The sequence below is a fragment of the Nocardioides sp. genome (assembly GCF_025965415.1).
Lineage (GTDB): Bacteria > Actinomycetota > Actinomycetes > Propionibacteriales > Nocardioidaceae > Nocardioides.
Map to the genome: position 1 here is coordinate 1 of NZ_JAOPWY010000094.1, position 22,245 is coordinate 22,245.

General features: G+C 71.6%; 27 protein-coding genes. 17 read left to right on the forward strand and 10 right to left on the reverse strand.

Features of this window, described 5'->3' with window-relative positions; genetic code table 11:
* Positions 1–16 precede the first annotated feature (16 nt).
* Positions 17–142, forward strand: a complete 126-nt coding sequence (locus JWN97_RS10085) for a hypothetical protein (protein WP_297621978.1) — start codon at positions 17–19, stop codon at positions 140–142.
* A 69-nt stretch (positions 143–211) separates the two neighbouring features.
* Here JWN97_RS10085 and rsrA read toward each other — a convergent pair whose 3' ends face one another.
* From rsrA to JWN97_RS10110, 5 genes are all read right to left on the reverse strand, one after another.
* Positions 212–493: a mycothiol system anti-sigma-R factor gene (gene rsrA / locus JWN97_RS10090; RefSeq protein WP_297621981.1), complete on the reverse strand. Its 282-nt coding sequence runs from the start codon at positions 491–493 to the stop codon at positions 212–214.
* Positions 490–1,131 (reverse strand): sigma-70 family RNA polymerase sigma factor, encoded by a 642-nt coding sequence (locus JWN97_RS10095; protein WP_297621983.1) that lies wholly within the window; start codon positions 1,129–1,131, stop codon positions 490–492. The genes rsrA and JWN97_RS10095 overlap by 4 nt, the downstream gene beginning before the upstream one ends.
* 62 nt (positions 1,132–1,193) lie before the next feature.
* Complete coding sequence (locus JWN97_RS10100; RefSeq protein WP_297621985.1) at positions 1,194–1,856, reverse strand: alpha/beta family hydrolase; 663 nt, start codon at positions 1,854–1,856, stop codon at positions 1,194–1,196.
* Between the two features lie 10 nt (positions 1,857–1,866).
* Positions 1,867–2,604, reverse strand: coding sequence for an SOS response-associated peptidase (locus tag JWN97_RS10105; RefSeq protein ID WP_297621987.1), 738 nt, complete (start codon positions 2,602–2,604; stop codon positions 1,867–1,869).
* Between the two features lie 35 nt (positions 2,605–2,639).
* Positions 2,640–3,350: a hypothetical protein gene (locus JWN97_RS10110; RefSeq protein WP_297621989.1), complete on the reverse strand. Its 711-nt coding sequence runs from the start codon at positions 3,348–3,350 to the stop codon at positions 2,640–2,642.
* Between the two features lie 226 nt (positions 3,351–3,576).
* On the opposite strand from JWN97_RS10110, the gene JWN97_RS10115 reads away from it, so the two are divergent.
* The 4 genes from JWN97_RS10115 to rsgA all read left to right on the forward strand — a co-directional run bounded on the left by JWN97_RS10115 (position 3,577) and on the right by rsgA (position 8,345).
* Positions 3,577–5,436 carry a sigma-70 family RNA polymerase sigma factor gene (locus tag JWN97_RS10115; protein WP_297621991.1) on the forward strand — a complete coding sequence of 620 codons (1,860 nt, stop codon included), beginning with the start codon at positions 3,577–3,579 and terminating at the stop codon, positions 5,434–5,436.
* 63 nt (positions 5,437–5,499) lie between these two features.
* Positions 5,500–6,030: a DoxX family membrane protein gene (locus JWN97_RS10120; RefSeq protein WP_297621993.1), complete on the forward strand. Its 531-nt coding sequence runs from the start codon at positions 5,500–5,502 to the stop codon at positions 6,028–6,030.
* A gap of 18 nt (positions 6,031–6,048) precedes the next feature.
* Positions 6,049–7,344, forward strand: coding sequence for a 3-phosphoshikimate 1-carboxyvinyltransferase (aroA, locus tag JWN97_RS10125; RefSeq protein WP_297621995.1), 1,296 nt, complete (start codon positions 6,049–6,051; stop codon positions 7,342–7,344).
* Positions 7,341–8,345 carry a ribosome small subunit-dependent GTPase A gene (rsgA, locus tag JWN97_RS10130; protein WP_297621997.1) on the forward strand — a complete coding sequence of 335 codons (1,005 nt, stop codon included), beginning with the start codon at positions 7,341–7,343 and terminating at the stop codon, positions 8,343–8,345. The genes aroA and rsgA overlap by 4 nt, the downstream gene beginning before the upstream one ends.
* 21 nt (positions 8,346–8,366) lie before the next feature.
* On the opposite strand, the gene JWN97_RS10135 is transcribed toward rsgA, so the two are convergent.
* Positions 8,367–8,813 carry a DUF2231 domain-containing protein gene (locus JWN97_RS10135; protein WP_297621999.1) on the reverse strand — a complete coding sequence of 149 codons (447 nt, stop codon included), beginning with the start codon at positions 8,811–8,813 and terminating at the stop codon, positions 8,367–8,369.
* A gap of 56 nt (positions 8,814–8,869) precedes the next feature.
* On the opposite strand from JWN97_RS10135, the gene JWN97_RS10140 reads away from it, so the two are divergent.
* The 3 genes from JWN97_RS10140 to JWN97_RS10150 all read left to right on the forward strand — a co-directional run bounded on the left by JWN97_RS10140 (position 8,870) and on the right by JWN97_RS10150 (position 10,678).
* Positions 8,870–9,766, forward strand: coding sequence for an inositol monophosphatase family protein (locus JWN97_RS10140; RefSeq protein ID WP_297622001.1), 897 nt, complete (start codon positions 8,870–8,872; stop codon positions 9,764–9,766).
* A 74-nt stretch (positions 9,767–9,840) separates the two neighbouring features.
* Entirely contained in the window at positions 9,841–10,272 is a 432-nt protein-coding gene (locus JWN97_RS10145; RefSeq protein WP_297622003.1) for a CBS domain-containing protein, read from the forward strand.
* Positions 10,273–10,306: 34 nt separating this feature from the next.
* Positions 10,307–10,678, forward strand: coding sequence for an FKBP-type peptidyl-prolyl cis-trans isomerase (locus JWN97_RS10150; RefSeq protein ID WP_363321277.1), 372 nt, complete (start codon positions 10,307–10,309; stop codon positions 10,676–10,678).
* 6 nt (positions 10,679–10,684) lie between these two features.
* Here the strand turns inward: JWN97_RS10150 and JWN97_RS10155 are convergent, their stop codons facing one another.
* Together JWN97_RS10155 and JWN97_RS10160 are read right to left on the reverse strand one after the other, a co-directional pair.
* The gene (locus JWN97_RS10155) at positions 10,685–10,930 is read right to left on the reverse strand and encodes an RNA-binding S4 domain-containing protein (protein WP_297622005.1); all 246 of its coding nucleotides are present in this window, start codon (positions 10,928–10,930) and stop codon (positions 10,685–10,687) included.
* 4 nt (positions 10,931–10,934) lie between these two features.
* Entirely contained in the window at positions 10,935–12,209 is a 1,275-nt protein-coding gene (locus JWN97_RS10160; RefSeq protein ID WP_297622007.1) for a DUF445 domain-containing protein, read from the reverse strand.
* A 53-nt stretch (positions 12,210–12,262) separates the two neighbouring features.
* Between JWN97_RS10160 and JWN97_RS10165 the strand changes: the two genes are divergently transcribed.
* A complete protein-coding gene (locus tag JWN97_RS10165) occupies positions 12,263–12,658 on the forward strand; it encodes an adenylyltransferase/cytidyltransferase family protein (RefSeq protein ID WP_297622009.1) in 396 nt (131 codons plus the stop codon).
* Between the two features lie 74 nt (positions 12,659–12,732).
* On the forward strand, positions 12,733–14,310 hold the full coding sequence (locus JWN97_RS10170) for an MXAN_6640 family putative metalloprotease (protein WP_297622011.1): 1,578 nt from the start codon (positions 12,733–12,735) through the stop codon (positions 14,308–14,310).
* A gap of 5 nt (positions 14,311–14,315) precedes the next feature.
* Here JWN97_RS10170 and JWN97_RS10175 read toward each other — a convergent pair whose 3' ends face one another.
* Positions 14,316–14,903 carry a TetR/AcrR family transcriptional regulator gene (locus JWN97_RS10175; protein WP_297622013.1) on the reverse strand — a complete coding sequence of 196 codons (588 nt, stop codon included), beginning with the start codon at positions 14,901–14,903 and terminating at the stop codon, positions 14,316–14,318.
* Between the two features lie 40 nt (positions 14,904–14,943).
* On the opposite strand from JWN97_RS10175, the gene JWN97_RS10180 reads away from it, so the two are divergent.
* The 5 genes from JWN97_RS10180 to JWN97_RS10200 are packed head-to-tail and all read left to right on the forward strand — an operon-like array spanning position 14,944 to position 19,450.
* The gene (locus tag JWN97_RS10180) at positions 14,944–16,197 is read left to right on the forward strand and encodes an acyl-CoA dehydrogenase family protein (protein ID WP_297622015.1); all 1,254 of its coding nucleotides are present in this window, start codon (positions 14,944–14,946) and stop codon (positions 16,195–16,197) included.
* Positions 16,194–16,958: an SDR family NAD(P)-dependent oxidoreductase gene (locus JWN97_RS10185; RefSeq protein WP_297622017.1), complete on the forward strand. Its 765-nt coding sequence runs from the start codon at positions 16,194–16,196 to the stop codon at positions 16,956–16,958. Before JWN97_RS10180 ends, JWN97_RS10185 begins: the two co-directional genes overlap by 4 nt.
* Positions 16,955–18,034 carry a phosphotransferase family protein gene (locus JWN97_RS10190; protein ID WP_297622019.1) on the forward strand — a complete coding sequence of 360 codons (1,080 nt, stop codon included), beginning with the start codon at positions 16,955–16,957 and terminating at the stop codon, positions 18,032–18,034. Before JWN97_RS10185 ends, JWN97_RS10190 begins: the two co-directional genes overlap by 4 nt.
* Positions 18,031–18,699 (forward strand): histidine phosphatase family protein, encoded by a 669-nt coding sequence (locus JWN97_RS10195; protein ID WP_297622021.1) that lies wholly within the window; start codon positions 18,031–18,033, stop codon positions 18,697–18,699. Before JWN97_RS10190 ends, JWN97_RS10195 begins: the two co-directional genes overlap by 4 nt.
* Positions 18,700–18,706: 7 nt before the next feature.
* Positions 18,707–19,450, forward strand: coding sequence for an SDR family oxidoreductase (locus JWN97_RS10200; protein WP_297622022.1), 744 nt, complete (start codon positions 18,707–18,709; stop codon positions 19,448–19,450).
* Positions 19,451–19,471: 21 nt separating this feature from the next.
* On the opposite strand, the gene JWN97_RS10205 is transcribed toward JWN97_RS10200, so the two are convergent.
* On the reverse strand, positions 19,472–21,160 hold the full coding sequence (locus tag JWN97_RS10205; RefSeq protein ID WP_297622024.1) for a CHAP domain-containing protein: 1,689 nt from the start codon (positions 21,158–21,160) through the stop codon (positions 19,472–19,474).
* A gap of 216 nt (positions 21,161–21,376) precedes the next feature.
* On the opposite strand from JWN97_RS10205, the gene JWN97_RS10210 reads away from it, so the two are divergent.
* Positions 21,377–21,829: a DUF6326 family protein gene (locus JWN97_RS10210; RefSeq protein WP_297622026.1), complete on the forward strand. Its 453-nt coding sequence runs from the start codon at positions 21,377–21,379 to the stop codon at positions 21,827–21,829.
* A gap of 85 nt (positions 21,830–21,914) precedes the next feature.
* On the forward strand, positions 21,915–22,245 hold a 331-nt coding region (locus JWN97_RS10215), incomplete at its 3' end, for a general stress protein (protein ID WP_363321278.1).

A 22,245-nucleotide genomic window follows, 5' to 3' on the forward strand; every position in this document is an offset into this window, starting at 1 on the left:
TTGAGAGGATGGCCCGATGCCCCTCGCGGGCGAGAAGATTTCAAGCGGGCTCGATCAGGAGGACACCATGGGCAAGACCGGACGCAAGCGCCGCGCGCGCAAGAAGAACAAGGCGAACCACGGCAAGCGTCCCAACGCCTGAGCGTCGCCACTGAGCACAGCTGAGCCCCCGGCCATCGGCCGGGGGCTCAGCTGTCTGACGAGCGTGGGATCAGCCGTCGGTGATCTGGATCTGGACCTCGCGGATGCGGAACAGCACGCGCTGACGCAGCTCGTCGGGAGCCGCTTCGGAGCAGGAGCGAGCGACGACCGCCTTCACGGTGCGCTGGAGGTCGTACTTCTCCAGGCAGGGGTTGCACGTGTCGAGGTGCATCCGCACGGCCGAGCAGTCGGCCTCGTCGAGCTCGTTGTCGAGGAAGTAGACGATCCGCTCGAGGTAGTCGGCGCAGTCGCTGGCCGAGACCTCGTCGGGGTGCTGGTGGGAGTGGCTCACGACTCGCTCCCCTCGCGACCGGCCGGCAGCAGGTCGTTGGTGCGGACGTAGTCCGACAGCATGTCGCGCAGCTGGCGCCGGCCCCGGTGCAGCCGGGACATGACGGTGCCGATGGGGGTCTCCATGATCTCGGCGATCTCCTTGTAGGCGAATCCTTCGACATCGGCGAGGTAGACCGCGAGGCGGAACTCCTCGGGGAGCCGCTGCAGCGCGTCCTTCACCTCGGAGTCGGGCAGGTGCTCCAGCGCCTCCATCTCCGCCGACCGGAGACCGGTCGAGGAGTGCGACTCCGCGCGGGCGAGCTGCCAGTCCTCGACGTCCTCGGACATCGACTGCTGCGGCTGGCGCTGCTTCTTGCGGTAGGAGTTGATGTAGGTGTTGGTCAGGATCCGATAGAGCCAGGCCTTGAGGTTGGTGCCGGGCTTGAACTGGTGGAAGGCGCTGTAGGCCTTCGCGAAGGTCTCCTGCACCAGGTCCTCGGCGTCGGCGGGGTTGCGGGTCATCCGCATCGCCGCGCCGTAGAGCTGGTCGAGGAACGGGAGGGCGTCGCGCTCGAAGCGCGCGGAACGCTCGTCGGCGGACTCCTCCTCGAAGGGGGTGTCGGGTGCGGACGCGTCGCCCGTGAGTGATTCAGTCATCACGGACCACGATAGCGCCGTGGGTCGTTCGAGTGTCAGTGACTGCACACTGGCCCAACACCTCACCCCGCCCGGGGATTCCCGACCACTTCGCGCACCAGCCACTCGAGGGTCGACTCCACGACGATCCCCATCGCCTCCTCCTGCGTCACCCCGCCCTGGGACGGCACCTTGAGGCCGTGGTCGCCACCGGGGATGACGACCATGTCGACGCCGGGCAGGTCGCCGGGGAACTCCTCGGGGCGACCCATCGGGTCGCGCTCGCCCTGCACGACCAGCGTCGGCAGTCCGACCCCCCGGAGCTCGGGGAGCCGCGTCGGCTCGGTCCTGCCCGGCGCGTGGAGGGGGAACGACAGCGCCAGGCATCCGGACGCCCCCAATGCCTTCGCCGTACGAGCCGCCGAGCGGGCCCCCGCCGAGCGGCCGCCCACGACCAGAGGCGTACGCACCCGCATCACGTCGGCGGCGCGGGTGAGGGCGACGTCGAGGGTCGGCGGCGCGGTCGCGATCTTGCGGCCGGCGACGCGCCACGGCTGCTCGAAGACCACCACCGACACCCCCTGCGCGGGGAGGGCGTCGGCAAGTGCCCACAGGTCGCGGGACTCGATGCCGCCGCCCGCGCCGTGGCTCAGCAGCAGGGTCGCCATCGGGCTGGTCGCCCGGCGCGTGTGCAGTCGTCCCTCGCCGTGGGGCGTGTCGACGCTGCGGATCGTGGCCTTCTTCACTGGTCCTTCTTCATGAGGTGGCCTCGAGGGGCTCGACCAGCTCCGGGCCGTTGTTGCGCACGTTGCTGACGAGGGTGGGGACGGCGTACGCCTCGAGCTGGCCGGGCGCGGCCGGCACGAGGAGAGAGGTGTCGCCGGGGGTGGTCGGGTCGAGCCACTCGTGCCAGCGGTCCCGCTCCACCATCAGCGGCATCCGGTCGTGGATGTGCCCGAGGGAGTCCTCCGCCTCGGTGGTCAGGACGGTGCACGTCCACCTGAACCGAGCCGGGTCGTCCTCGCCCTTCGTCGGGTCGCGCCAGATCTCGTAGAGGCCCGCCATCGCCAGGACGCCACCGTCGCGCGGACGTATGAAGAAGGGCTGCTTGACCGGCTTGCCGCGGGCGTTGGTCCGGGAGGTGGGGTACCACTCGAAGTAGCCGTCGGCGGGGAGCAGCGCACGACGAGTGGCGAACGCCTTGCGGTAGGCGGGCTTGTCGGCCACCGTCTCCATGCGCGCGTTGATCATCCGGCTGCCGATCGACGGGTCCTTGGCCCACGACGGCACCAGTCCCCACGTGAGGACGCGCAGCTGACGCTGCACGGGCTCGTCGGACTCGCGCGACGGAGGGCGCTCGACGACGGCGTAGACCTCCTTGGTCGGCGCGACGTTGTAGTCGGCCTCCAGGGGCGCGGCGACGCGGCTCTCGACGACCTCGAACTCCTCGATGAGGTCCTCGGGCTGTCGTGACGAGGCATAGCGGCCGCACATGTCACGACCCTATCGGGGCGCGAGCCGTGGTCGCCTCAGCCGCGCGCCAGCTCGTCCAGGAGCATGCCGGCGCCCCGGTCGGAATTCGGCAGGCCCTCGATCCAGAGCCGCGGGGGCGGCCCCTCGGCCCCTGGCCCCGACTCGAGGCTCTCCAGCAAGGTGCGCAGCACCCGCACCCGCCGGCCCAGCCGGTCGTCGCGGCGGGCGAGGACCGCCACCCGGTGGGTGCCGAGGCGCGCGATGGTCTCGTCGCGGGCGAACGCCGTACGCGCGAGCTCGCCGGCCCGCGCCAACCGCATCGCGCGGGTGAAGTGGTCGCCGGGCTCCTCCGACGGGTCGTCCCCGAACGGCATCGCGCACAGCACCAGGGCGTGCCCGGCGATCGCGCCGGCGGACTCCTCGAGGCGGTAGAGCTCCGAGAGCCGGCTGCGCAGGTGGGCCTGGCTGGACAGGCCGGTGAGGGGGTCGTCGCACGAGAGCTGGTGGAGGTAGCCCAGCGTGGTCTCGCTCCAGGCGTTGACCAGGGCATCGACGACCTCGAAGGAGGGGTCGGTCCCGGACACCGCCTGCCAGGTGGCGCGCAACCCCTCGAGGGTCTCCCCCACGGAGGCCCCGTCGCGCGCCAGGTCCTGGCCGGCGACCGCACAGGCCGCCAGGATGTCCGACCCTGAGATGAGCGCCTCCCCCACAGGCTGGAACCGGTGCGGCAACCCCGACCGCGACCCGGAGACCCAGGACTCGCCCATCCCAGGATCGGCTGCCGTGAGTCGTCGCCCACGTGTGGCGAATCTCTTCACGGCACCCCCTGGTCTCTCCTGTTCACCGATGTGACGCGCCGCCCGATCGATCATGACGCGGACCAGACCAGGCAGTTGGGGTTTTTTTCTTCCGCACCCGCGGCGCGGAAGCGAGGTCTAGCATCGGTGCTGCCTGACACTGCGTCAGGAAGCTTCGTCGGAAGTGTCGACCCACATGAGCCTTGCCCCCAGCCTCGAGGCGCCGGGTGACGCCGAGCTGATCTCGGCAGTCCGCGGCGGGGATCTCGACGCCTACGGCACGCTCTTCGAACGGCACGTGGACGCCGCCCGACGCCTGGCCCGGCAGCTCGTGCCGGCCGGTGACGCCGAGGACCTGGTCTCCGAGGCCTTCGTCAAGGTCCTCGGGGTGCTCCAGCGCGGCGGCGGGCCCGACGTGGCGTTCCGCGCCTACCTCCTCACCTCCGTGCGCCGGCTGCAGGTCGACCGGTTCCGCGCGACCTCGAAGCTGCACACCACCGACGACATGGAGTCCTTCGACCCCGGCGTGCCGTTCCGTGACACGGCCATCGAGGGCTTCGAGAGCGCCGCCGCGGCGCGGGCGTTCGCCTCGCTCCCCGAGCGCTGGCAGCTGGTGCTGTGGCACACCGAGGTCGAGGGCGACAAGCCCGCCGACATCGCTCCCCTGCTGGGCATGAGCGCCAACTCCGTCTCGGCCCTGGCCTACCGGGCCCGCGAGGGCCTGCGCCAGGCGTTCCTCACCCAGCACGGCGCCGAGGTCGACGAGGACACGTGCCGGTGGACCCACAGCCAGCTGGGCGCCTACGTCCGCAGCGGCACGTCCCGGCGCGACGCGACCAAGGTGGAGGAACACCTGGGCGGGTGCCGGTCCTGCATGGCCGTCTACCTGGAGCTGACCGAGGTCAACTCCAACCTCGGCGCCATCCTGGGCCCGCTGGTCCTGGGCGGTGCGGCGACGGCGTACGTCGGTGCCGCCGCCGGCGGCTTCGGCGTCCCGGCCGGCCTGGGCCTCGTCGTCGGACGCATCCGCGACGCGATCGCCGCCAACAGCGGGGTGGCTGCCGTGGCTGGTGTGGCCGCCAGCGTCGCCGTGGTCGGCGGGGCGCTGGCCGTCGGGCTCAACGATCCCGACCGGGTCCCGCTCGAGCCATCGGCCCTGCGCCCCGGCGTGAGCGCGTCCACCAACGCCCCCACGGGCACCGACGACCCGTCGTCCACGCGCAACGGACGGTCGCGGCCGCTCGACCCGCGCAGCGAGGCGCCCACCGACGTCGTGCTGAGCCCGGGCGACGTGCTCGTGCTGACCCCGGGTACGACGGAGGTGCCGACGTCCACGCCCACCCCCACCGACTCACCCACGCCGACCGACGCACCCACCTCGACCGAGTCGTCCACCCCGACGCCGACCTCCTCGCCGACCTCCTCGCCGACCTCGACGCCCACCGCGACCCCCACCGCGACCCCCACCGGGTCTCCGACGCCGACGCCTGACCCGACACCGGACACCACGCCGACGCCCACCGCGACCCCCACCGGGTCTCCGACGCCGACGCCTGACCCCACACCGACACCCACCCCGAACCCCACGCCGGACCCCACACCGACACCCGATCCGACGCCGACCCCCGACCCGACGCCGACCCCCGACCCGACGCCGTCCCCCGACCCGACGCCCGACCCGACCCCCGACCCGACCCCCGACCCGACGCCCGACCCGACGCCCGACCCGACGCCCACTCCCGTGGACGTCTCCGTGGGCGGATCGGTCCGGGGCAGCACGCCGTTCTTCCAGGTCACCGTGCGGGTGGCGGACCTGCCGGCCGGCCGCACCGCCCGGCTCGAGCTCGACACGGACCGCGTGGTGCTGATCTGGACCAACCGGTCGGGGTGCATCGTCCGCGGCGCGGGCCTGACCTGCGCCATCACCGGCGACAACCTCGCGCCCGTCGAGGTGAACGTCCTCGCGCTCCCCCGCGCCTCGATCACCGCCGCTCTGGTGCTGACCGATCCCGATCCCGACCCGACCAACAACACGTGGCGCGCCGGCCTCGGCTGACGTGTTGCCACTGCACCCCTGCGGACGGAGCGCCGCTCCGGTGCATCGTGTAGACAGGGGTGCATGACGATCACCCGGTTGCTTGCCCGTCCGATGCTCGCCTCGATCTTCGTCGTCGGCGGGATCAATGCCATCCGCAACACCGAGGGACACGCGGTCAAGGCCAAGAAGATCACCGACCGGATCGTCCCCCTGGCCCAGCGGGCGGTGCCGGCTGCGCCGATCCCCACCGACACCACCACGCTCGTGCGGATCAACGCCGGCGCCCAGATCCTCGCCGCCGCCGCGCTGGCCACCGGCCGCGCACCGCGGCTCAGTGCCACCGTCCTCGCCGCCTCCCTCGTCCCGACCACCCTCGCCGGGCACCCTTTCTGGGAGGAGACCGACCCGCAGGCCAAGGCCATGCAGCGGCTGCAGTTCACCAAGAACACCGCCATCCTCGGCGGCCTCCTCCTCGCCGGTGTCGACACCGAGGGCAAGCCCGGCCTGGCCTGGCGCGCCCGCCGGGCCGCGGCCGACGTACGCCGTGAGGCCAAGCAGGTGGCCAAGGACGCACGTCGCGAGGCCAAACTGGCGCGCGCCCAGCTCTCCTGACCTCGATAGGGTGCGCGGGTGAGTGAGCCCGCCCCGTCCCCCGACCTCTGGCCGGCGCCGCGACCCCGCGACCCGGTCGACCGGGTCGTGTCGCTGCCGGGCAGCAAGTCGCTGACCAACCGCGCGCTCCTGCTCGCCGCGATCGCTGACGGGCCCAGCGTCGTACGACGTGCGCTGCGCTCGCGCGACACGCTCCTCATGGCCGGGGCACTGTCGGCGCTCGGCACCGGCATCGCGGACCAGGACGGCGACTGGGCGGTCACCCCCGCCACGTGGGACCGCGACGCCGACGTCGACTGCGGTCTGGCCGGCACGGTCATGCGCTTCGTCCCACCCGTCGCCGGGCTGGCCGACGGCACCGTCGGCTTCGACGGCGATCCCCACATGCGGCTGCGCCCCGTGGGCCAGATGCTCGCCGCGCTGGGGGCGCTCGGGGTGCGCATCGACGACGGCGGTCGCGGCGCGCTGCCCTTCGCGGTGCACGGCTCCGGCTCCGTCCCCGGCGGCACCATCACCATCGACGCCAGCGCCTCGTCGCAGTTCGTCTCGGCGCTGCTGCTGGCGGGTGCGCGCTACGACCACGGCGTCGACGTGCGCCACGTCGGCAAGCCGGTGCCCTCGCTGCCCCACATCGAGATGACCGTGCAGATGCTGCGCCGGCACGGTGTCGAGGTCGACGACGCCGACGCCAACCGGTGGGCGGTCGCGCCCGGCCCGGTCGCGGCCGTCGACCACGACATCGAGCCCGACCTCTCCAACGCGGCGCCGTTCCTCGCCCTGGGCGCGGCGACCGGCGGCCGGGTCACCGTCACCGACTGGCCCGACCGCACCACCCAGCCCGGCGACGAGCTGCGCCGGATCCTGGCCCTGATGGGCTGCGAGGTGACCCTCGCAGGGGGCGACCTGACCGTGGTCGGTCCCCCGCGGCTCTCGGGGGTCGACCTCGACCTTCACGACGTCGGCGAGCTGACCCCCGCGATCGCCGCGCTGTGCGCGCTGGCCGACTCCCCCTCGCACCTGCGCGGCGTCGCCCACATCCGTGGCCACGAGACCGACCGGATCACCGCCCTGGCGACGGAGCTCGGCCGGCTCGGCGCCGAGGTCACCGAGCGCGAGGACGGCCTCTCGATCCGGCCGGCCCCCCTCCACGGCGGCGTGTTCCACACCTACGCCGACCACCGGATGGCGCATGCCGGAGTCATCCTCGGCCTGGCCGTCGACGACGTCCTGGTCGAGGACGTCGCGACGACGTCGAAGACCTTCCCCGACTTCGCCGCGGCGTGGACCCGCGCCGTGCACGGGGAGGCCTCGTGACCACCGGTCGCTACTCCGACCACGACCAGGAGCACTACGAGCGCCCCCGGCGGCGCACCCGCCCCCGCACCAAGGACCGCCCGTCCTACGACGACGCGGTCGACGCCCGCGTCGTCACCGTGGACCGTGGTCGCTTCACGCTGCTGCTCGACGGTCGCCGGGTGATGGCGATGAAGTCGCGTCCGCTCGGGCGCAAGGGCGTCGTGGTGGGCGACCGCGTGCGCGTGGTCGGCGACACCAGCGGCGCCGACGGGTCGCTGGCCCGCATCGTCGAGGTGGTGCCGCGCACCACGACCCTGCGCCGCACGGCCGACGACGACGACCCGGTCGAGCGGGTGATCGTCGCCAACGCCGACCAGCTGGTCGTCGTCACCGCGCTCGCCGACCCCGAGCCGCGCCCGCGCCTGATCGACCGCGCCCTCGTGGCGGCGTACGACGCCGGGATGGCGCCGCTGCTGTGCCTCACCAAGGCCGACCTGGCCGATCCCGAGACGCTGCTCTCGACCTACCGGTCGCTGGGCGTGCCGTGGGTGGTGACGCAGCTCAAGGGCGACGGGGCCGGCGACCTCACCGAGCTGCTCGACCGGCTGCGCGGGCGCACGAGCGTGCTCGTGGGCCACAGCGGGGTCGGCAAGTCCACCCTCGTCAACGCCCTCATCCCCGACGCGCACCGCGAGGTCGGCATCGTCAACGCCGTCACCGGACGCGGGCGCCACACCTCGACCAGCGCCTACCTCCTCGAGCTGCCCCACGGCGACGGCTGGATCATCGACACCCCCGGCATCCGCTCCTTCGGGCTCGCGCACGTGAAGCCGGAGAACCTCATCGAGGCGTTCCCCGACCTCGACGAGATGACCGAGAGCTGCCCGCGCGGGTGCTCCCACGGCACGGGCGAGCCCGAGTGCGGGCTCGACGAGGCCGTCGCCGCGGGCGAGGCCGACCCGGACCGCGTCGAGTCGTTCCGGCGGCTCCTCAGCGCCCGCTCGGCCACGGACTGGTAGCCCGGTCGGACGGGCCGCCCGTCAGCCCCAGACGGCCCGGGCGCCGGAGTCACCGGCGAGGAAGAGCATGACCAGCAGGCCGACGGCGGACAGGCCCAGCAGCACCGCGACGGGCACGCCGAACCTGGTCTCCCGCGCACCCCTGCCCGACGCCAGCGCGGAGGCCCCGCCGAGCGCCCAGGCCGCGAGCGCGGAGACGAGCACGTAGCCCAGCGCCACGTTGCGCATCAGCTCGCCGTGCTCCTCGTGCTCCTCGACCAGCGGCTCGAGCTCCGGTCGCGACTCCAGCAGCGACTCCCCCGACTGCGTGGCCAGGACCGCGGCCACACCGGTGACCAGCGCGAGTGCCACCAGCGGCCAGCGCAGCAGCCAGCGCCACCTCGGCACGGCGGCGTACGCCAGTCCTGTGAGGGCGGCCAACGGACCGAGGACGACCACGGCGTGCACCACCAGCGGGTGGAGCGGCACACCGTTGAGTTCAATGCGTGCACAGTAGGGCGCGTCCCTGGGAATAGCCTGTGGACATGCCCCTCTCCGGTCCCCGCTCGACCGACTACACCGACGATCTCCGGCTGGCCCACGTCCTGGCCGACGACGCGGACTCGTTGACCCTGGCCCGCTTCAAGGCGCTCGACCTCCACGTCATGAGCAAGCCCGACCTGACGCCGGTCACCGACGCCGACTCCGCGGTCGAGGAGGGCATCCGCCGCACCCTCTCGCGGGTCCGCTCGCGCGACGCCGTGGTCGGCGAGGAGCAGGGCACCACCGGGCACAGCCAGCGCCGCTGGATCGTCGACCCGATCGACGGCACGAAGAACTTCGTCCGCGGCGTCCCGGTCTGGGCGACCCTCATCGCGCTCGCCGTCGACGACGAGGTCGTCCTCGGCGTCGTCTCCGCGCCGCAGCTGCAGCGCCGCTGGTGGGCCTCGGCGGGCAACGGCGCCTGGACCGGCCGCTCCCTGCTCAAGGCGACGAAGTGCGAGGTGTCCGACGTACGCCGCCTCGAGGACGCCTCGCTCAGCTACTCCTCGCTCTCGGGCTGGGACGAGCGCGACCGGCTCGACGACTTCATCTCCTTGTCGCGACGGTGCTGGCGCACCCGCGCCTATGGCGACTTCTGGTCCTACATGCTCCTGGCGGAGGGCGCCGTCGACATCGCCGCCGAGCCCGAGCTCGCCCTCTACGACATGGCCGCGCTCGACGTGATCGTGCGCGAGGCCGGCGGCAGGTTCACCTCGCTCGACGGCACCGATGGTCCGTGGGGTGGCAACGCGCTGGCCTCAAACGGCCACCTCCACGACGCCGCGCTCTCCTTCCTCGGCTCGCTCGGCGACCACGACACCGATCCCGACGTGCCGCGGCGCGGCCCCGGCACGGTGAGCAGCCTGCGCGACCGGCAGGCGCCACCGGTCCTGGACTGACACCTGTCGCCCGCGCGCAGGCTTGGCTACGGTGAGGTCACAGCCACGCGCACGCCGGACGAGAGGTGCACACGATGAAGATCAACGACGTCATCCATGCCAAGTCGACGCAGGCCGTGGTGACCATCGGCCCCGACGCCACCGTGCGGGAGCTGATCGCGCTGCTCGCCGAGCACAACGTCGGCGCGCTGGTGGTGAGCGAGGACGGGGAGCGGGTCTCCGGGATCGTCAGCGAGCGCGACGTCGTACGCCGCCTCCACGCCGACGAGGCCGTGCTCGAGAGACCGGTCCGCCAGATCATGACCGCCGACGTGCGCACGTGCGCCGGCGACGACGGGCTCACCGAGCTCATGCAGACCATGACCCAGCACCGCATCCGGCACGTCCCGGTGGTGGCCGACGGCAAGCTGACCGGCATCATCAGCATCGGTGACGTGGTCAAGAACCGGATCGGTGAGCTCGAGTTCGAGCGCGACCAGCTCGACAGCTACGTGCACCAGACCTGACAGCAACCCGACAGATGCACCGAAGGAGCAACCTGTGAGCGAGAAGCCCGACGTCGACCCCCACATGGGCGACGCGCCCGCCGACCTCGAGATCACCGACCTCGTCGAGGGAGACGGTGCCGAGGCCACGTCCGGCTCGACCGTCTCGGTCCACTACGTCGGCGTCGCCCACTCCTCGGGCGAGGAGTTCGACGCGTCCTACAACCGCGGTACGCCGCTGCAGTTCCGCCTCGGCGTCGGCCAGGTCATCTCCGGGTGGGACACCGGCGTGCAGGGCATGAAGGTCGGCGGCCGCCGTCGCCTCGTCATCCCCCCGCACCTCGGCTACGGCGACCGCGGCGCCGGCGGCGCGATCAAGCCCGGTGAGACGCTGATCTTCGTGGTGGACCTGCTCGAGGTCCGCTGACCCGACTCACCAGGGGACGTCGATCTCGACCTCCCCGGTGGCGACCCTGGCCGCCAGCGCGCCCAACGTGACGACGTCACCCGGGACGAGCTGGCGGCCTCGTCGCGTCTCGACCTCGCCGTTGACCGTGACCGCTCCGTCGGCGAGCACGGGCTTGGCCTCGGCGCCGGTCTCGACGAGGTTGGCGAGCTTGAGGAACTGGCCGAGCCGGATCGACTCGTCACGGATGGGCACGTCCACCGGTTGGCTCATGGAGTCAGTGAACCAGCAGGCTGGCGGTGTGGATCAGCACGCCCACGAGCCCGCCGACGATGGTGCCGTTGATCCGGATGAACTGCAGGTCGCGGCCGACGTGCAGCTCGATGCGGCGGGCCGCCTCCTTGCCGTCCCAGCGCTCGATCGTCGAGGTGATCACCGTGGTCACCTCGGCGCCGTAGCGCTCGACCAGGAAGACGGTCAGGTCGGCCGCCGAGCGGTCGAGGCGCTCGCGCAGCTCGGCGTCGTCCTGCAGGCGTCCGGAGAAGTGGTTGAGCTCGACCAGGAGGCGCTGGCGGACGGCTCCCTCGCGGTCCTGGATGGAGCTGAGCAGGGCCGACCGCATCGCCTTCCACAGCGAGATGGCCGTGGTGACGACCTGCGGGTGGTCGAGCAACCGCACCTTGAACGCCTCCGCGCGCGCCTGCGTCTCGGCGTCGTTGAGCAGGTCGCGGGCGAGCTGGCCCAGCATCGAGTCCAGCGCGTCGCGCGCCCGGTGGTGCGGGTCGTTGCGGATGTCCTCGACCCAGGCGACCGCCTCGACGTGGATGCGCGAGGTCACCGTCTCGTTGAGCCTGGGCGGCGCCCACCACGGGGCCCGCTCCCCCAGCACCCGGGCGAAGGTCTCGGGGTTGTCGACCAGCCAGCGGTGCATCTCCTCCACCACCAGGTCGACCACACCGTGGTGAAGGTCGTCGCGGAGCACCTCCATCAGCGTCGAGCCGAGCAGCGGGGAGATGGGCTCCTCGCGGAACCGGGGCACGAAGGCCTGGGTCACGAGGTCGGCGACGTGGTCGTCCCGCACCTTCCCGAGCGCGATCGCCGCAACGTCGGAGACCTCGTCGACGACGCGGCGCGCGTTGGCGGGATCTCCCAGCCAGTCGCCCACCCGCGCCGAGATCCCTGCCGCGGCGACGCGCTCGCGGATGATGTCCTCCTGCAGGAAGTTCTCCCCGACGAACTCCTCGAGGCCCTTGCCCAGCTCGTCCTTGCGCTTGGGCACCAGCGCCGTGTGCGGGATGGGCAGGCCGAGCGGGTGCTTGAACAACGCGGTCACCGCGAACCAGTCGGCGATCGCGCCGACCATCGACGCCTCGGCACCCGCGTTGACGAAGCCCCAGAAGCCGTCGAGTCCCAACGTGGCGACGTACACGAGGGCGGCGAGCAGCAGCAGGCCGACCGCGACCGTACGCATCTGGCGCAGGCCCCGGCGACGCGCCTCGTCGGCACCCGGGTCGGGCGTGATGAGCGAGACGCTGGGTGGGGTGTCGGGCATGCCGGACATCCTCCCCCAACCCCCCTCACGCCCTGCGTGCCAGAATGCCGCGCATGCCTCGCACCGTGATCACCTTCGGGACGTTCGACGTGTTCCACGTCGGGCACCTGCGCGTGCTGGAGCGCGCGGCGACGCTGGGCGACCGGCTCGTCGTCGGCGTGTCCGCCGACGCCCTCAACGAGCGCAAGAAGGGTCGGGCGCCGATCTTCAGCGAGCGCGAGCGGCTCGCCATCGTGGGCGCCCTGAAGGTCGTCGACGAGGTGTTCGTCGAGGAGAGCCTCGAGCAGAAGCGCGACTACATCGTCGAGCACGGCGCCGACGTCCTGGTCATGGGTGACGACTGGGCCGGCAAGTTCGACGAGTTCGCCGACGTGTGCAAGGTCGTCTACCTCGAGCGCACCCCGGCCATCTCCACCACGGCGATCATCGAGCACATCGCGGACCTCTAGCCCGCCCTGCCGGCTTCTGGGTGTCACCCGATGGCGTTAGGGTCACCTCTTAGATGTCCGACATGAGGGGAACCATGCGCCGAATCATCACCACCGCCGTGGCCATTGCACTGATGGGCGGTGCGGCACTCTCCGCTCCCGCCGTCGCTGCCGACGACTCGCGGCCGTCCGGTCCCGGCGCTGCGGACGTCCCATCACCGGCCGAGGCGCTGGAGCTGGCGCCCGAGCCCGCGCTGCCGTCCTTCGGGGAGCAGACCGCGTCCGAGACGCTCGCCACCGCCCGCCGCGTGCTGGCCGGCAGCGCCCTTCCGCGCGACCCGTCCGCCACCCTCGCGCTGCGCGACCTCTGGCTCAAGAAGTCGAAGCTGCGCGGCCAGGAGCGCCGGATCGCCGACGCGATGCTCGCGCGCCCCACCGACGGCGTGGGCGACCCGCAGGGCTTCGGCTACACCGTCCCGGAGGCGGCGCCGCTGTGCAACACGCGCCTGTGCCTCCACTACGTCCCCACCGGACCGGACGCCCCGCCGTCGGCCGACTGGCCCGCGCAGAACCTCGCGGTCATGGACTCGGTGTGGACCCAGGAGGTCGACCAGCTCGGCTACCGCGCGCCGCTCACCGACGGCACCAAGGGCGGGAGCTCCCAGTTCGACGTCTACCTCAAGGACCTCGGCGGTGACATCTACGGCTTCTGCGCCGGCGAGACGCCTGTCAAGAAGCGCACCGGCTCCGGCTACTGCGTGCTCGACAACGACTTCGCCGCGGCGCAGTTCCCCAACGGCACGCCCACCGACAACCTGGTCGTGACCGCCGCCCACGAGTTCTTCCACGCGGTGCAGTACGCCTACGACTACGCCGAGGACCCGTGGATGATGGAGTCCACGGCCACCTGGATGGAGGAGCGGATCGCGACCGCGGTCAACGACAACCGCCAGTACTTCCCCTGGAGCCAGGTCTACGCCCCCTACATCCCGCTCGACGCCTTCAGCCGCAGCGCGGGCTACCAGTACGGCAACTGGACCTTCTGGGAGTACCTCTCCACCAAGTACGGCGTCGGCATCGTCGACAAGGCCTGGAAGCAGGCCGGCTCGCTCAAGGGCGACGGCGGCAAGAACAGCATCCCCGCCCTGCAGAAGGTGCTGAAGAAGAAGGGCGGCCTGACCAAGGTCTACGCCACCTACGCCGCCGGCAACCTCACCCCTGCCGCCAACTTCCCCGAGGGCGCCGAGTACGGCATCCCGAAGGTCCGCGGGGCCAAGAAGCTCAAGAAGGGCAAGCGCAAGCGCTTCGCCGTCAAGATCAACCACCTGTCGTCGGCGTCCTACGTCTACGTGCCCGGCAAGGGCGTGAGCGGCAAGAAGTGGAAGCTGTCGCTGCGGGTCACCGGCCCGGTCAAGCGCACCTCCCCGGCCGCGGTGGTGGTCGTCCACCTCGCCAACGGCAAGCGCCAGGTCACGCTGGTCCGGCTCAACCGCGGGGGCGACGGCGCGAAGAAGGTGAGCTTCGACAAGCGCAAGGTCGCCGCGGTGTCCGTCACCCTGGTCAACGGCTCCACCCGCTACCAGTGCGGCAAGCGCACCGTCCTGGCCTGCGGTGGCCGACCGCTCGACGACAAGGCGCGCTTCGCCGTGCTGGGTTGGGTCACCAAGCACTGACGTGATCAGGAGCTGATCCGCAGCAGCGCGTGGAGGGCCGCGACGCACTCCTCCACCAGCTGCTCCACCGAGACCGGGCGTTCACCCGTCGGCACTGCCGACCAGGTGAGCGCCCGGTCCTCGGTGTAGGCCCACCACGCACGGACGACGGCACGCTGGCGCTCCGGCACGTCGAGGGCCTTCACGACGCGGTCGGTGCTGCCGTCGCGGACCGAGTCCATCACCTCGCTGACGCGCGGGTCGGCCACGCCGTGGCCGTGCACGAGCGCGAGGTAGAAGGACCGGCGGCGCTCGATCTGCTCGACCATCAGCCGCGTGGTCTCCCGCACCTGCTCCTCGCCCGCGTGGCTCTCGTCCGGTGCGGTGTTGCGCAGGATGCGCCGGCCGGCCGCGGCGATGCAGGCGAGGTAGTAGTCGGTCTTGGTCGGGAAGTAGTGGAAGAGCAGCCCGCGCGAGATCCCCGCCTCGGCGGCGATGTCGTCCATCGAGAGGTCCTGGATCGGCGTCTCGACGATCTTGGCGAGCCCGATGGCCACGAGCTGGCGACGGCGCTCGTCGGCGCTCAGCCGACGGCGTACGGGTGACTCGGACACACTGTTGAGCATTGCTCAACAGGCGGTTATGGTCAATCCCATGGACTTCTCCCTCTCTCCGCGAGCCGCCGACCTGCAGACGCGCGTGCGCGCGTTCGTCACCGACGAGATCCTGCCGATCGAGGCGGCCGCGCACGCGCGCATCACCCGGCTGCGCGAGTCCGGGGGTGACAACTGGGCCCCGGACCCGGTGATCAGGGAGCTGCAGGCCAAGGCCCGCGCCCAGGGGCTGTGGAACCTCTTCCTGCCCGCGGAGCATGCCGGGCGCTACGCCGCCGACTTCGGCACCGACGGCGGCGAGGGCCTCTCCAACGTCGACTATGCCGCGGTCGCCGAGGAGATGGGCCGGTCCTTCCTCGCCCCCCTCGTCTTCAACTCCAACGCACCCGACACGGGCAACATGGAGGTGCTGCTGAAGTACGGCACCGACGCGCAGCGCGAGCAGTGGCTCGAACCGCTGCTGCGCGCGGAGATCCGCAGCGCCTTCTGCATGACCGAGCCGGCCGTGGCGTCCTCCGACGCGACCAACATGGCGGCCACCGCGCGGGTCGACGGCGACGAGGTCGTCATCAACGGCCGCAAGTGGTGGTCCACCGGCGTGGGCAACCCCGACTGCAGGATCTTCGTCTTCATGGGGCTCTCCGACCCGGACGCCGACAGGCACTCGCGCCACACGATGGTGCTCGTCCCCCGCGACGCGGAGGGCGTGAAGGTCGAGCGGATGCTCACCACGATGGGCTACTACGACGAGCCGCTCGGCCACGGCGAGGTGTCCTTCGACAACGTCCGCGTGCCCGCCGCCAACGTCCTCCTCGGCCCCGGCCGGGCCTTCGAGATCGCGCAGGGCCGGCTGGGCCCCGGCCGGGTCCACCACTGCATGCGGGCCATCGGGCTGGCCGAGCGGGCGCTCGAGCTCGGCTGCGCGCGCGCTCTCGAGCGCACCGCGTTCGGCAAGCCGATCGCCAACCTCGGCGGCAACCGCGAGCGGATCGCGGACGCCCGGATCGCGATCAACCGCTCCCGCCTGCTGGTCATGCACGCCGCGTGGCTGCTCGACCAGGGCATGAGCCGCGAGGCCTACTCCGCGGTCAGCGAGATCAAGGTCGAGGTGCCCAACATGGCCCTCGACGTCATCGACATGGCGATCCAGCTGCACGGCGGCGCCGGGATGTCCGACGACACCATGCTCGCCGCCGCCTGGGTGGGAGCCCGCTCGCTGCGGCTGGCCGACGGCCCCGACGAGGTGCACCGCAACGTCATCGCCAAGATCGAGCTCGGGAAGCACACGGCATGAGCCGCCGCATCCTGGTCACCGGGGCGGCCTCGGGCCTCGGCGCTGCCCTCGTCACGGCGTTCCGCGCCCGTGGTGACGAGGTGCTGGCCACCGACCGCGTCGCGGCCGACGGCATCGACCTGGTCCTCGACATCACCTCGGACGACGACTGGGCCGCCGCCGTCGACGCCGTACGCCAGCGGTGGGGCGGGCTCGACGTGCTGGTCAACAACGCCGGGGTCGCCGGTGGCGGACGCGTCGACCGCTGCACGCTCGAGGAGTGGCAGTGGATCACCGACATCAACCTCTTCGGCCTGGTGCGCGGCACGAAGGCGTTCGTGCCGATGCTCAAGGAGCAGGGCTCCGGCCACCTGGTCAACGTCGCCTCGCTCGCCGGCCTCGTGCACCCGGGCGGGATGGGCTCCTACAACGCGGTGAAGGCCGCGGTGGTGGCGTTCACCGAGACGTGCGGCCACGAGCTGGCGTCGTTCGGCATCCGGGCGAGCGTGGTCTGCCCGTCGTACTTCCGCACCAACCTGATGGACTCGATGCAGGGCAGCGACGAGACGGTCGGCCAGGTCGTCGCCGGGCTGGTGGAGCGCTCCCGGATCACCGCCGACGACATTGCGGCCGCCGTGCTCGCGGGCATGGACGCCGGCGAGGACGTGATCGTCCCCGACGAGGCCGCCCGTCAGGCCTACTTCCTCAAGTGGGCCGACCGCCCCGCCTACGACGCGATCATGCGCGACCAGGCCGCCAAGCTGCAGGCGGCCGGCTCGTGACGGCGGTCCCGGGCGCGCGCGAGGTGCGCGAGGAGGACGCCTTCGACGTGGCGCGCGTGGCCGAGTGGATCCGCACCCACGCCGACAGCCCCGACGGCCTGGACGGCGAGCCGGAGGTGCGGCAGTTCACCGGCGGCGCCTCCAACCTGACCTACCTCCTGCGCTACCCGGCCGGGCGCGACCTCATCGTGCGCCGGGCGCCGCAGGGCACCAAGGCGAAGGGCGCGCACGACATGCGCCGCGAGTACGTCATCCAGTCGGCGCTGGCGCCGGTGTTCGACTACGTCGCGCCGATGGTGGCCTTCTGCGACGACGCCGCGGTGGTCGGCGGCGACTTCTACGCCATGGACCGCATCGCCGGGATCATCCCCCGCAGCGAGTGGCCCGCCGACGTACCCCTCGCACCGGAGCAGGCGCGCGCCCTGTGCCTCGACGCCGTCGACGTGCTCGCCGAGCTGCACGGCATCGACGTCGAGGCGGCCGGGCTCGCCGACCTGGGCAAGGGCACGGGCTACGTCCGCCGCCAGGTGGAGGGCTGGTCCACGCGCTACCGCAACGCCCGCACGGAGGACGTGCCCGCCCTCGAGGAGGTCATGGCGTGGCTCGATGCGCGCCAGCCCGAGGACGTCGCCACGTGCGTGATCCACAACGACTTCAAGCTCGACAACCTCGTGGTCGACGGTGACGACGTCACCCGCGTCGTGGGGGTGCTCGACTGGGAGATGGCCACGCTCGGCGACCCGCTCATGGACCTCGCCGGCTCGATGGCCTACTGGGTCCAGGCCGACGACACCGAGGAGTTCCAGATGATGCGCCGGGTGCCGACCCACCTGCCCGGCATGCTGACGCGCGACGAGTTCGTGGCGGCGTACGCCGAGCGCACCGGTCGCTCGGTGTCGCCGGAGCAGTGGCGCTTCTACGAGGTCTTCGGGCTGTTCCGGATGGCCGTCATCGCCCAGCAGATCTACTACCGTTACTTCCACGGCCAGACCACCAACGAGATGTACGCGCTCTTCGGCCCGGCCGTGCAGATCATCGGCCGTCGGCTCGACGGCCTGATCGCGGAGACCGCGTGAGCAGCATCCTCCTGGTCCGGCACGGCCAGGCGTCCTTCGGCGCGGCCGACTACGACAACCTGTCCCCCACCGGGCACGAGCAGTCCCGCGTGCTGGGCGCCGCTCTTGCGGCCCGCGGGGTCACCGCCGACGTCGTCGTGGCGGGCGAGATGAAGCGGCACGCCCAGACCGCGGCCGCGGTCCTCGATGGATCGGGCTGGGACGCCGGCGTGGACGTCGACGCCGGCTGGAACGAGTTCGACCACCTCCAGGTGCTCGCGGTCCACGACCAGCCGACCACCGCGGAGGGCGAGTCCGAGAAGGCCGCCTTCCAGCGGTGGTTCGAGGAAGCGACCCTGCGCTGGACGTCGGGCGAGAGCGACGAGTCGTACGACGAGTCGTTCACCGCCTTCACCTCACGCGTCGAGGCGGCGCTGGCCCGGCTCGTGGACGCGCTGCCCCGGCGAGGGACGGCCGTCGTGCTCACCAGCGGCGGACCGATCGCCTGGGCGACAGCCTCGCTGCTGGCCGGCGACACCCGCGCACGCACCGACCTGTGGCTCCGGCTCAACCCGGTGTCGGTCAACACCGGCGTCTCCACCGTGGTGTGCGGCGCGAGCGGCACCACCCTGGTCACCTTCAACGCCCACGACCACCTCTCTCCCGACCTGATCACCTATCGCTAGGACTCCCATGTCGACGATTCTCATCACCGGCGCGAGCAGCGGCCTCGGCGCCGAGATGGCCCGCCAGTTCGCCGCCCGCGGCCACGACCTGGCGCTGTGCGCACGGCGTACGGAGCGCCTCGACGAGCTCAGGGCCGAGATCCTCGCCGCACGACCCGACGCCCGCGTCGTCGTCAAGGCCCTCGACGTGACCGACCACGACGCCGTCTTCCGGGTCTTCGAGGAGTTCCGCGACGAGCTCGGCGGCCTCGACCGCGTCATCGTCAACGCCGGCCTCGGCAAGGGACAGCCGCTGGGCACCGGCCGCTTCGACGCCAACCGCGAGACCGCGGAGACCAACTTCATCGGCGCCCTGGCCCAGACCGAGGCCGCGGCCCAGATCTTCCGCGCGCAGAACGCCGGGCACCTCGTGATGGTGTCCAGCTTCTCCGCGCTGCGCGGGATGCCGAAGAACATCACGACGTACGCCGCCAGCAAGGCCGCGGTCGCGCACCTCGCCGAGGGCTTCCGCGCCGACGTGCACGGCACCCCGATCAAGGTCACCGTGCTCTACCCCGGCTACATCGTCTCGGAGATGTCCGGCACCTCGGCGCGGACGCCGCTGATGTCGTCGACCGAGAAGGGCGTGCGCGCCATGGTCGAGGCGATCGAGAAGGAGAAGGCCTCCGCCCGTGTGCCCGCGTGGCCCTGGGCTCCGCTGGGGTTCGTGGTCAAGCACGTGCCGGTGGGGGTGCTGCGGCGGATGAGCTGAGGGCGCGCCCGGGCACCACACCTAGCCGCGCGACGGCACCCTGACGCTCGAACGCGCGACTGCCGGTCGCACGACATCGGTCCCCGCATAGCGCACGACCACCGGCTTCTTGCCTGGACGGAGGCCGCGCACGACGACCCGCGCCGTCCCTGCGACGAGCTGGACCTCCACCGTGCGTCCTCCCACGCTGACGGTCATCGCCCCATCCGGCCTGGACGCTCCAGGAGCGCGTACGCGAACGTCCACCGCGACGCGCTTCCGCGTGGCGTCGGAGCGCACCTTCACCTCGGGCACGGTCGTCACGGGTGCAGACACCGCGACGGACTCCGTGGTGCTGCGGTAGTGGCGTCGAGTCAGCGTGATCTGGACGGACAGGGCGCGGCCGACGTCCGCCCGGCGCACTGTGTACGTCGGGTTCGTGGCCTTGGCGATGCGTCGGCCGTCTCGGAGCCAGGCGAAGGTGGCCGACGCGTCACTGGGCCGGACGCTCCCGGCCCTGGCGACGAGTCGGCTCCCCACCTGAGGTGTGCCCTTCACCTGGGACGGGCTCGTGGTCGCGACGGGCTTGGCAAGGACGGGCGTGGTCTCCGGCGCGGTCGAGGTCGACTTCCGGTAGCCGCTCGCGCTTGCGGTGGTGCGTGCGCTGATGCGTCTGTCGATCTGCTCCCGGGTGAGGACGAGAGACGCCCCCGTGGCCCCGGGAAGAGCAACCCCGTCGGCGTACCACTGGGTCGTGACCTTCGCGGGTTGCGGCGACCACGACGAGGTGGTGAGCGTCAAGGTCTGACCGACCTCCGCAACACCTTGGATCGTCGGCAGCTCCGTGGGCTGGAACGCCCCAGGGGCGACGGGAGCGGTGGCGAGAACCGCTCTCCCGGCGGCGTAGCCACTCAGCTCCGCCGTCACCTCGGCGGTGAGGGTCTTGCCCTTCACACTGGGCGTGGGCACGTAAGCGGGCGTGGTGGCGCCCGGGATGGCGGCACCGTCGGCGAGCCAACGAATGGTGACGCTGGTGGGCGTGGGCGTCCACGCGCCAGCCGCCACCTCCAGCGGTGCACCGACCGCGGCAGACCCGACGATGGCAGGAGCCGTCGTCGGCACGACCACGCGGTCGTTGAAGTGGATGAACCCCGTGGGCCAGCCCCCGCCGGACTTGGTGACGCGCCGCCAGTGGAAGTCACCGCCCCAGTAGTCCTCCGACACGATGATCTCGGTGTCGGAGATGACCTGTTCCACGATGGCGACGTGGCCGTTCGCTCCTGCCGGGGTCACGTGCGGCTTGTACCAGGCGACGGACCCCACCGTGGGGGTCTGGTCGGTGATGCTGGCCATCGCCACGCCCCAGTTCGAGGCGTTGCCGCTGCCCTCCCAGGGCCGGACGTCCGGCATGCCGGACTGGATCAGCCGGTAGGCCCCGTAGTTGGTGCAGTTGTGCCCGACGTACATGCGCCAGTACGCCGTGGACGACGCCTGCCGGTAGCCGGCGTTCCCGTACCCGGCCGCTTGGCAGCTGGCATATCCGGAGCACAGGTAGGTCGACGTGGCCAGGCTGATCCTGTCGACGGTGGTCGGCATGGCGAGCAGGAGGAGCACGAGTACGCCGGTGAGCAGCTTGGTCGCACGACCAGCACGTCGTACGACGCGCTGGAGCGCTGGCAGTGCTGCGCGGGCGCGCTGTGACGTCTGTGACGCATGGGGCTGTTGTTGCACGTGAGTGATCGTAGGGACCATGAGTCAAGCCCGCCACGCCGATGAGTGAAGATCAATCGTGTAATTCGCTGGGGGCGCGCGACGTGCTGGCGCGGATCGGCCGGAAAGACGAGAAATCACCGCACCAGAGGCCAGGAAGACCAGCCAGAAGACCGATAGCACCGCGCCGACATTCAGTCATCGTGACATCAACGACCCGACGAGAAGGAGGAGACCTTGAGCACCGCGACCACGACCGAGACCACCACCAGGCAAGAGCTTCACGATCCGCCCGCGCCGGTCAGAGCGAGGCTCGCCTCAGCCTGGGCCAGCTTCATGTTCTTCTACATCTACGTCGACTACCTCCACCTGTACCAGCCCGGCATCGTCGACGACATCCGGGCCGGCGTCGTCTTCGAGTTCGACATCAGCCAGACCTTCGTCGTCACGTCGCTCATGATCGTGGGGATCCCGGCCCTCATGATCCTGCTCTCCACGACACTGCCCGCCCGTGCGAACCGCACGCTCAACCTCGTCGTGGCATCGCTTTGCATCCCCATTGCGGCCTTCAACGTGGTCGGCGAGTCCTGGGTGTACTTCTACGGCCTCGGCGCCGGGGTCGAGGTGATCATCCTCGCCTACATCCTCCGCTCCGCCTGGACCTGGCCCCGCCGTGGCAAAGGCACCTGATCGCGGGATGCGAGGGGTGCCACTTCGAGACATGGTGGGGGACAGTGCCGCGGCCGACCGGGTCGGAGCACTCGAGGAGGACGTCATGACCGATCCCGTCACCCCGACCGGAGCCCATTCCGCCGGCAGCGACCCGAGCACACGGCTGGTCACGCAGGTGGATCCCTCTCGCACCCTCGGCAGCGATCCACCCACCACCGACTCCCGTCCGGTCGGCCCGGACGACCAGGCCGTCATCGGGGTCTTCCCCGACCTCACCGTCGCCGAGCAGGCGGTCATCGAGCTCGCCAAGAGGGACTTCCCGGTCGACCGGATCTCGATCGTCGGAAAGGACATGGAGAGCGAGATCCGGATCAGCGGGTTCGTCACCACCGGTGACGTCGCGGGTCCCAGCGCGGCGACGGGAGCCTGGGTGG

Excerpts from the sequence above, each read along its gene's own strand:
- JWN97_RS10105 (WP_297621987.1), bottom strand. The coding sequence starts at position 2,604 with ATGTGCGGCCGCTATGCCTCGTCACGACAGCCCGAGGACCTCATCGAG.
- JWN97_RS10110 (WP_297621989.1), bottom strand. The coding sequence starts at position 3,350 with ATGGGCGAGTCCTGGGTCTCCGGGTCGCGGTCGGGGTTGCCGCACCGG.
- JWN97_RS10200 (WP_297622022.1), top strand. The coding sequence starts at position 18,707 with ATGTCGACGATTCTCATCACCGGCGCGAGCAGCGGCCTCGGCGCCGAG.
- JWN97_RS10095 (WP_297621983.1), bottom strand. The coding sequence starts at position 1,131 with ATGACTGAATCACTCACGGGCGACGCGTCCGCACCCGACACCCCCTTC.
- JWN97_RS10170 (WP_297622011.1), top strand. The coding sequence starts at position 12,733 with ATGCGCCGAATCATCACCACCGCCGTGGCCATTGCACTGATGGGCGGT.
- JWN97_RS10160 (WP_297622007.1), bottom strand. The coding sequence starts at position 12,209 with ATGCCCGACACCCCACCCAGCGTCTCGCTCATCACGCCCGACCCGGGT.
- JWN97_RS10155 (WP_297622005.1), bottom strand. The coding sequence starts at position 10,930 with ATGAGCCAACCGGTGGACGTGCCCATCCGTGACGAGTCGATCCGGCTC.
- JWN97_RS10120 (WP_297621993.1), top strand. The coding sequence starts at position 5,500 with ATGACGATCACCCGGTTGCTTGCCCGTCCGATGCTCGCCTCGATCTTC.
- JWN97_RS10185 (WP_297622017.1), top strand. The coding sequence starts at position 16,194 with ATGAGCCGCCGCATCCTGGTCACCGGGGCGGCCTCGGGCCTCGGCGCT.
- JWN97_RS10180 (WP_297622015.1), top strand. The coding sequence starts at position 14,944 with ATGGACTTCTCCCTCTCTCCGCGAGCCGCCGACCTGCAGACGCGCGTG.
- JWN97_RS10145 (WP_297622003.1), top strand. The coding sequence starts at position 9,841 with ATGAAGATCAACGACGTCATCCATGCCAAGTCGACGCAGGCCGTGGTG.
- JWN97_RS10165 (WP_297622009.1), top strand. The coding sequence starts at position 12,263 with ATGCCTCGCACCGTGATCACCTTCGGGACGTTCGACGTGTTCCACGTC.
- JWN97_RS10085 (WP_297621978.1), top strand. The coding sequence starts at position 17 with ATGCCCCTCGCGGGCGAGAAGATTTCAAGCGGGCTCGATCAGGAGGAC.
- JWN97_RS10115 (WP_297621991.1), top strand. The coding sequence starts at position 3,577 with ATGAGCCTTGCCCCCAGCCTCGAGGCGCCGGGTGACGCCGAGCTGATC.
- JWN97_RS10140 (WP_297622001.1), top strand. The coding sequence starts at position 8,870 with ATGCCCCTCTCCGGTCCCCGCTCGACCGACTACACCGACGATCTCCGG.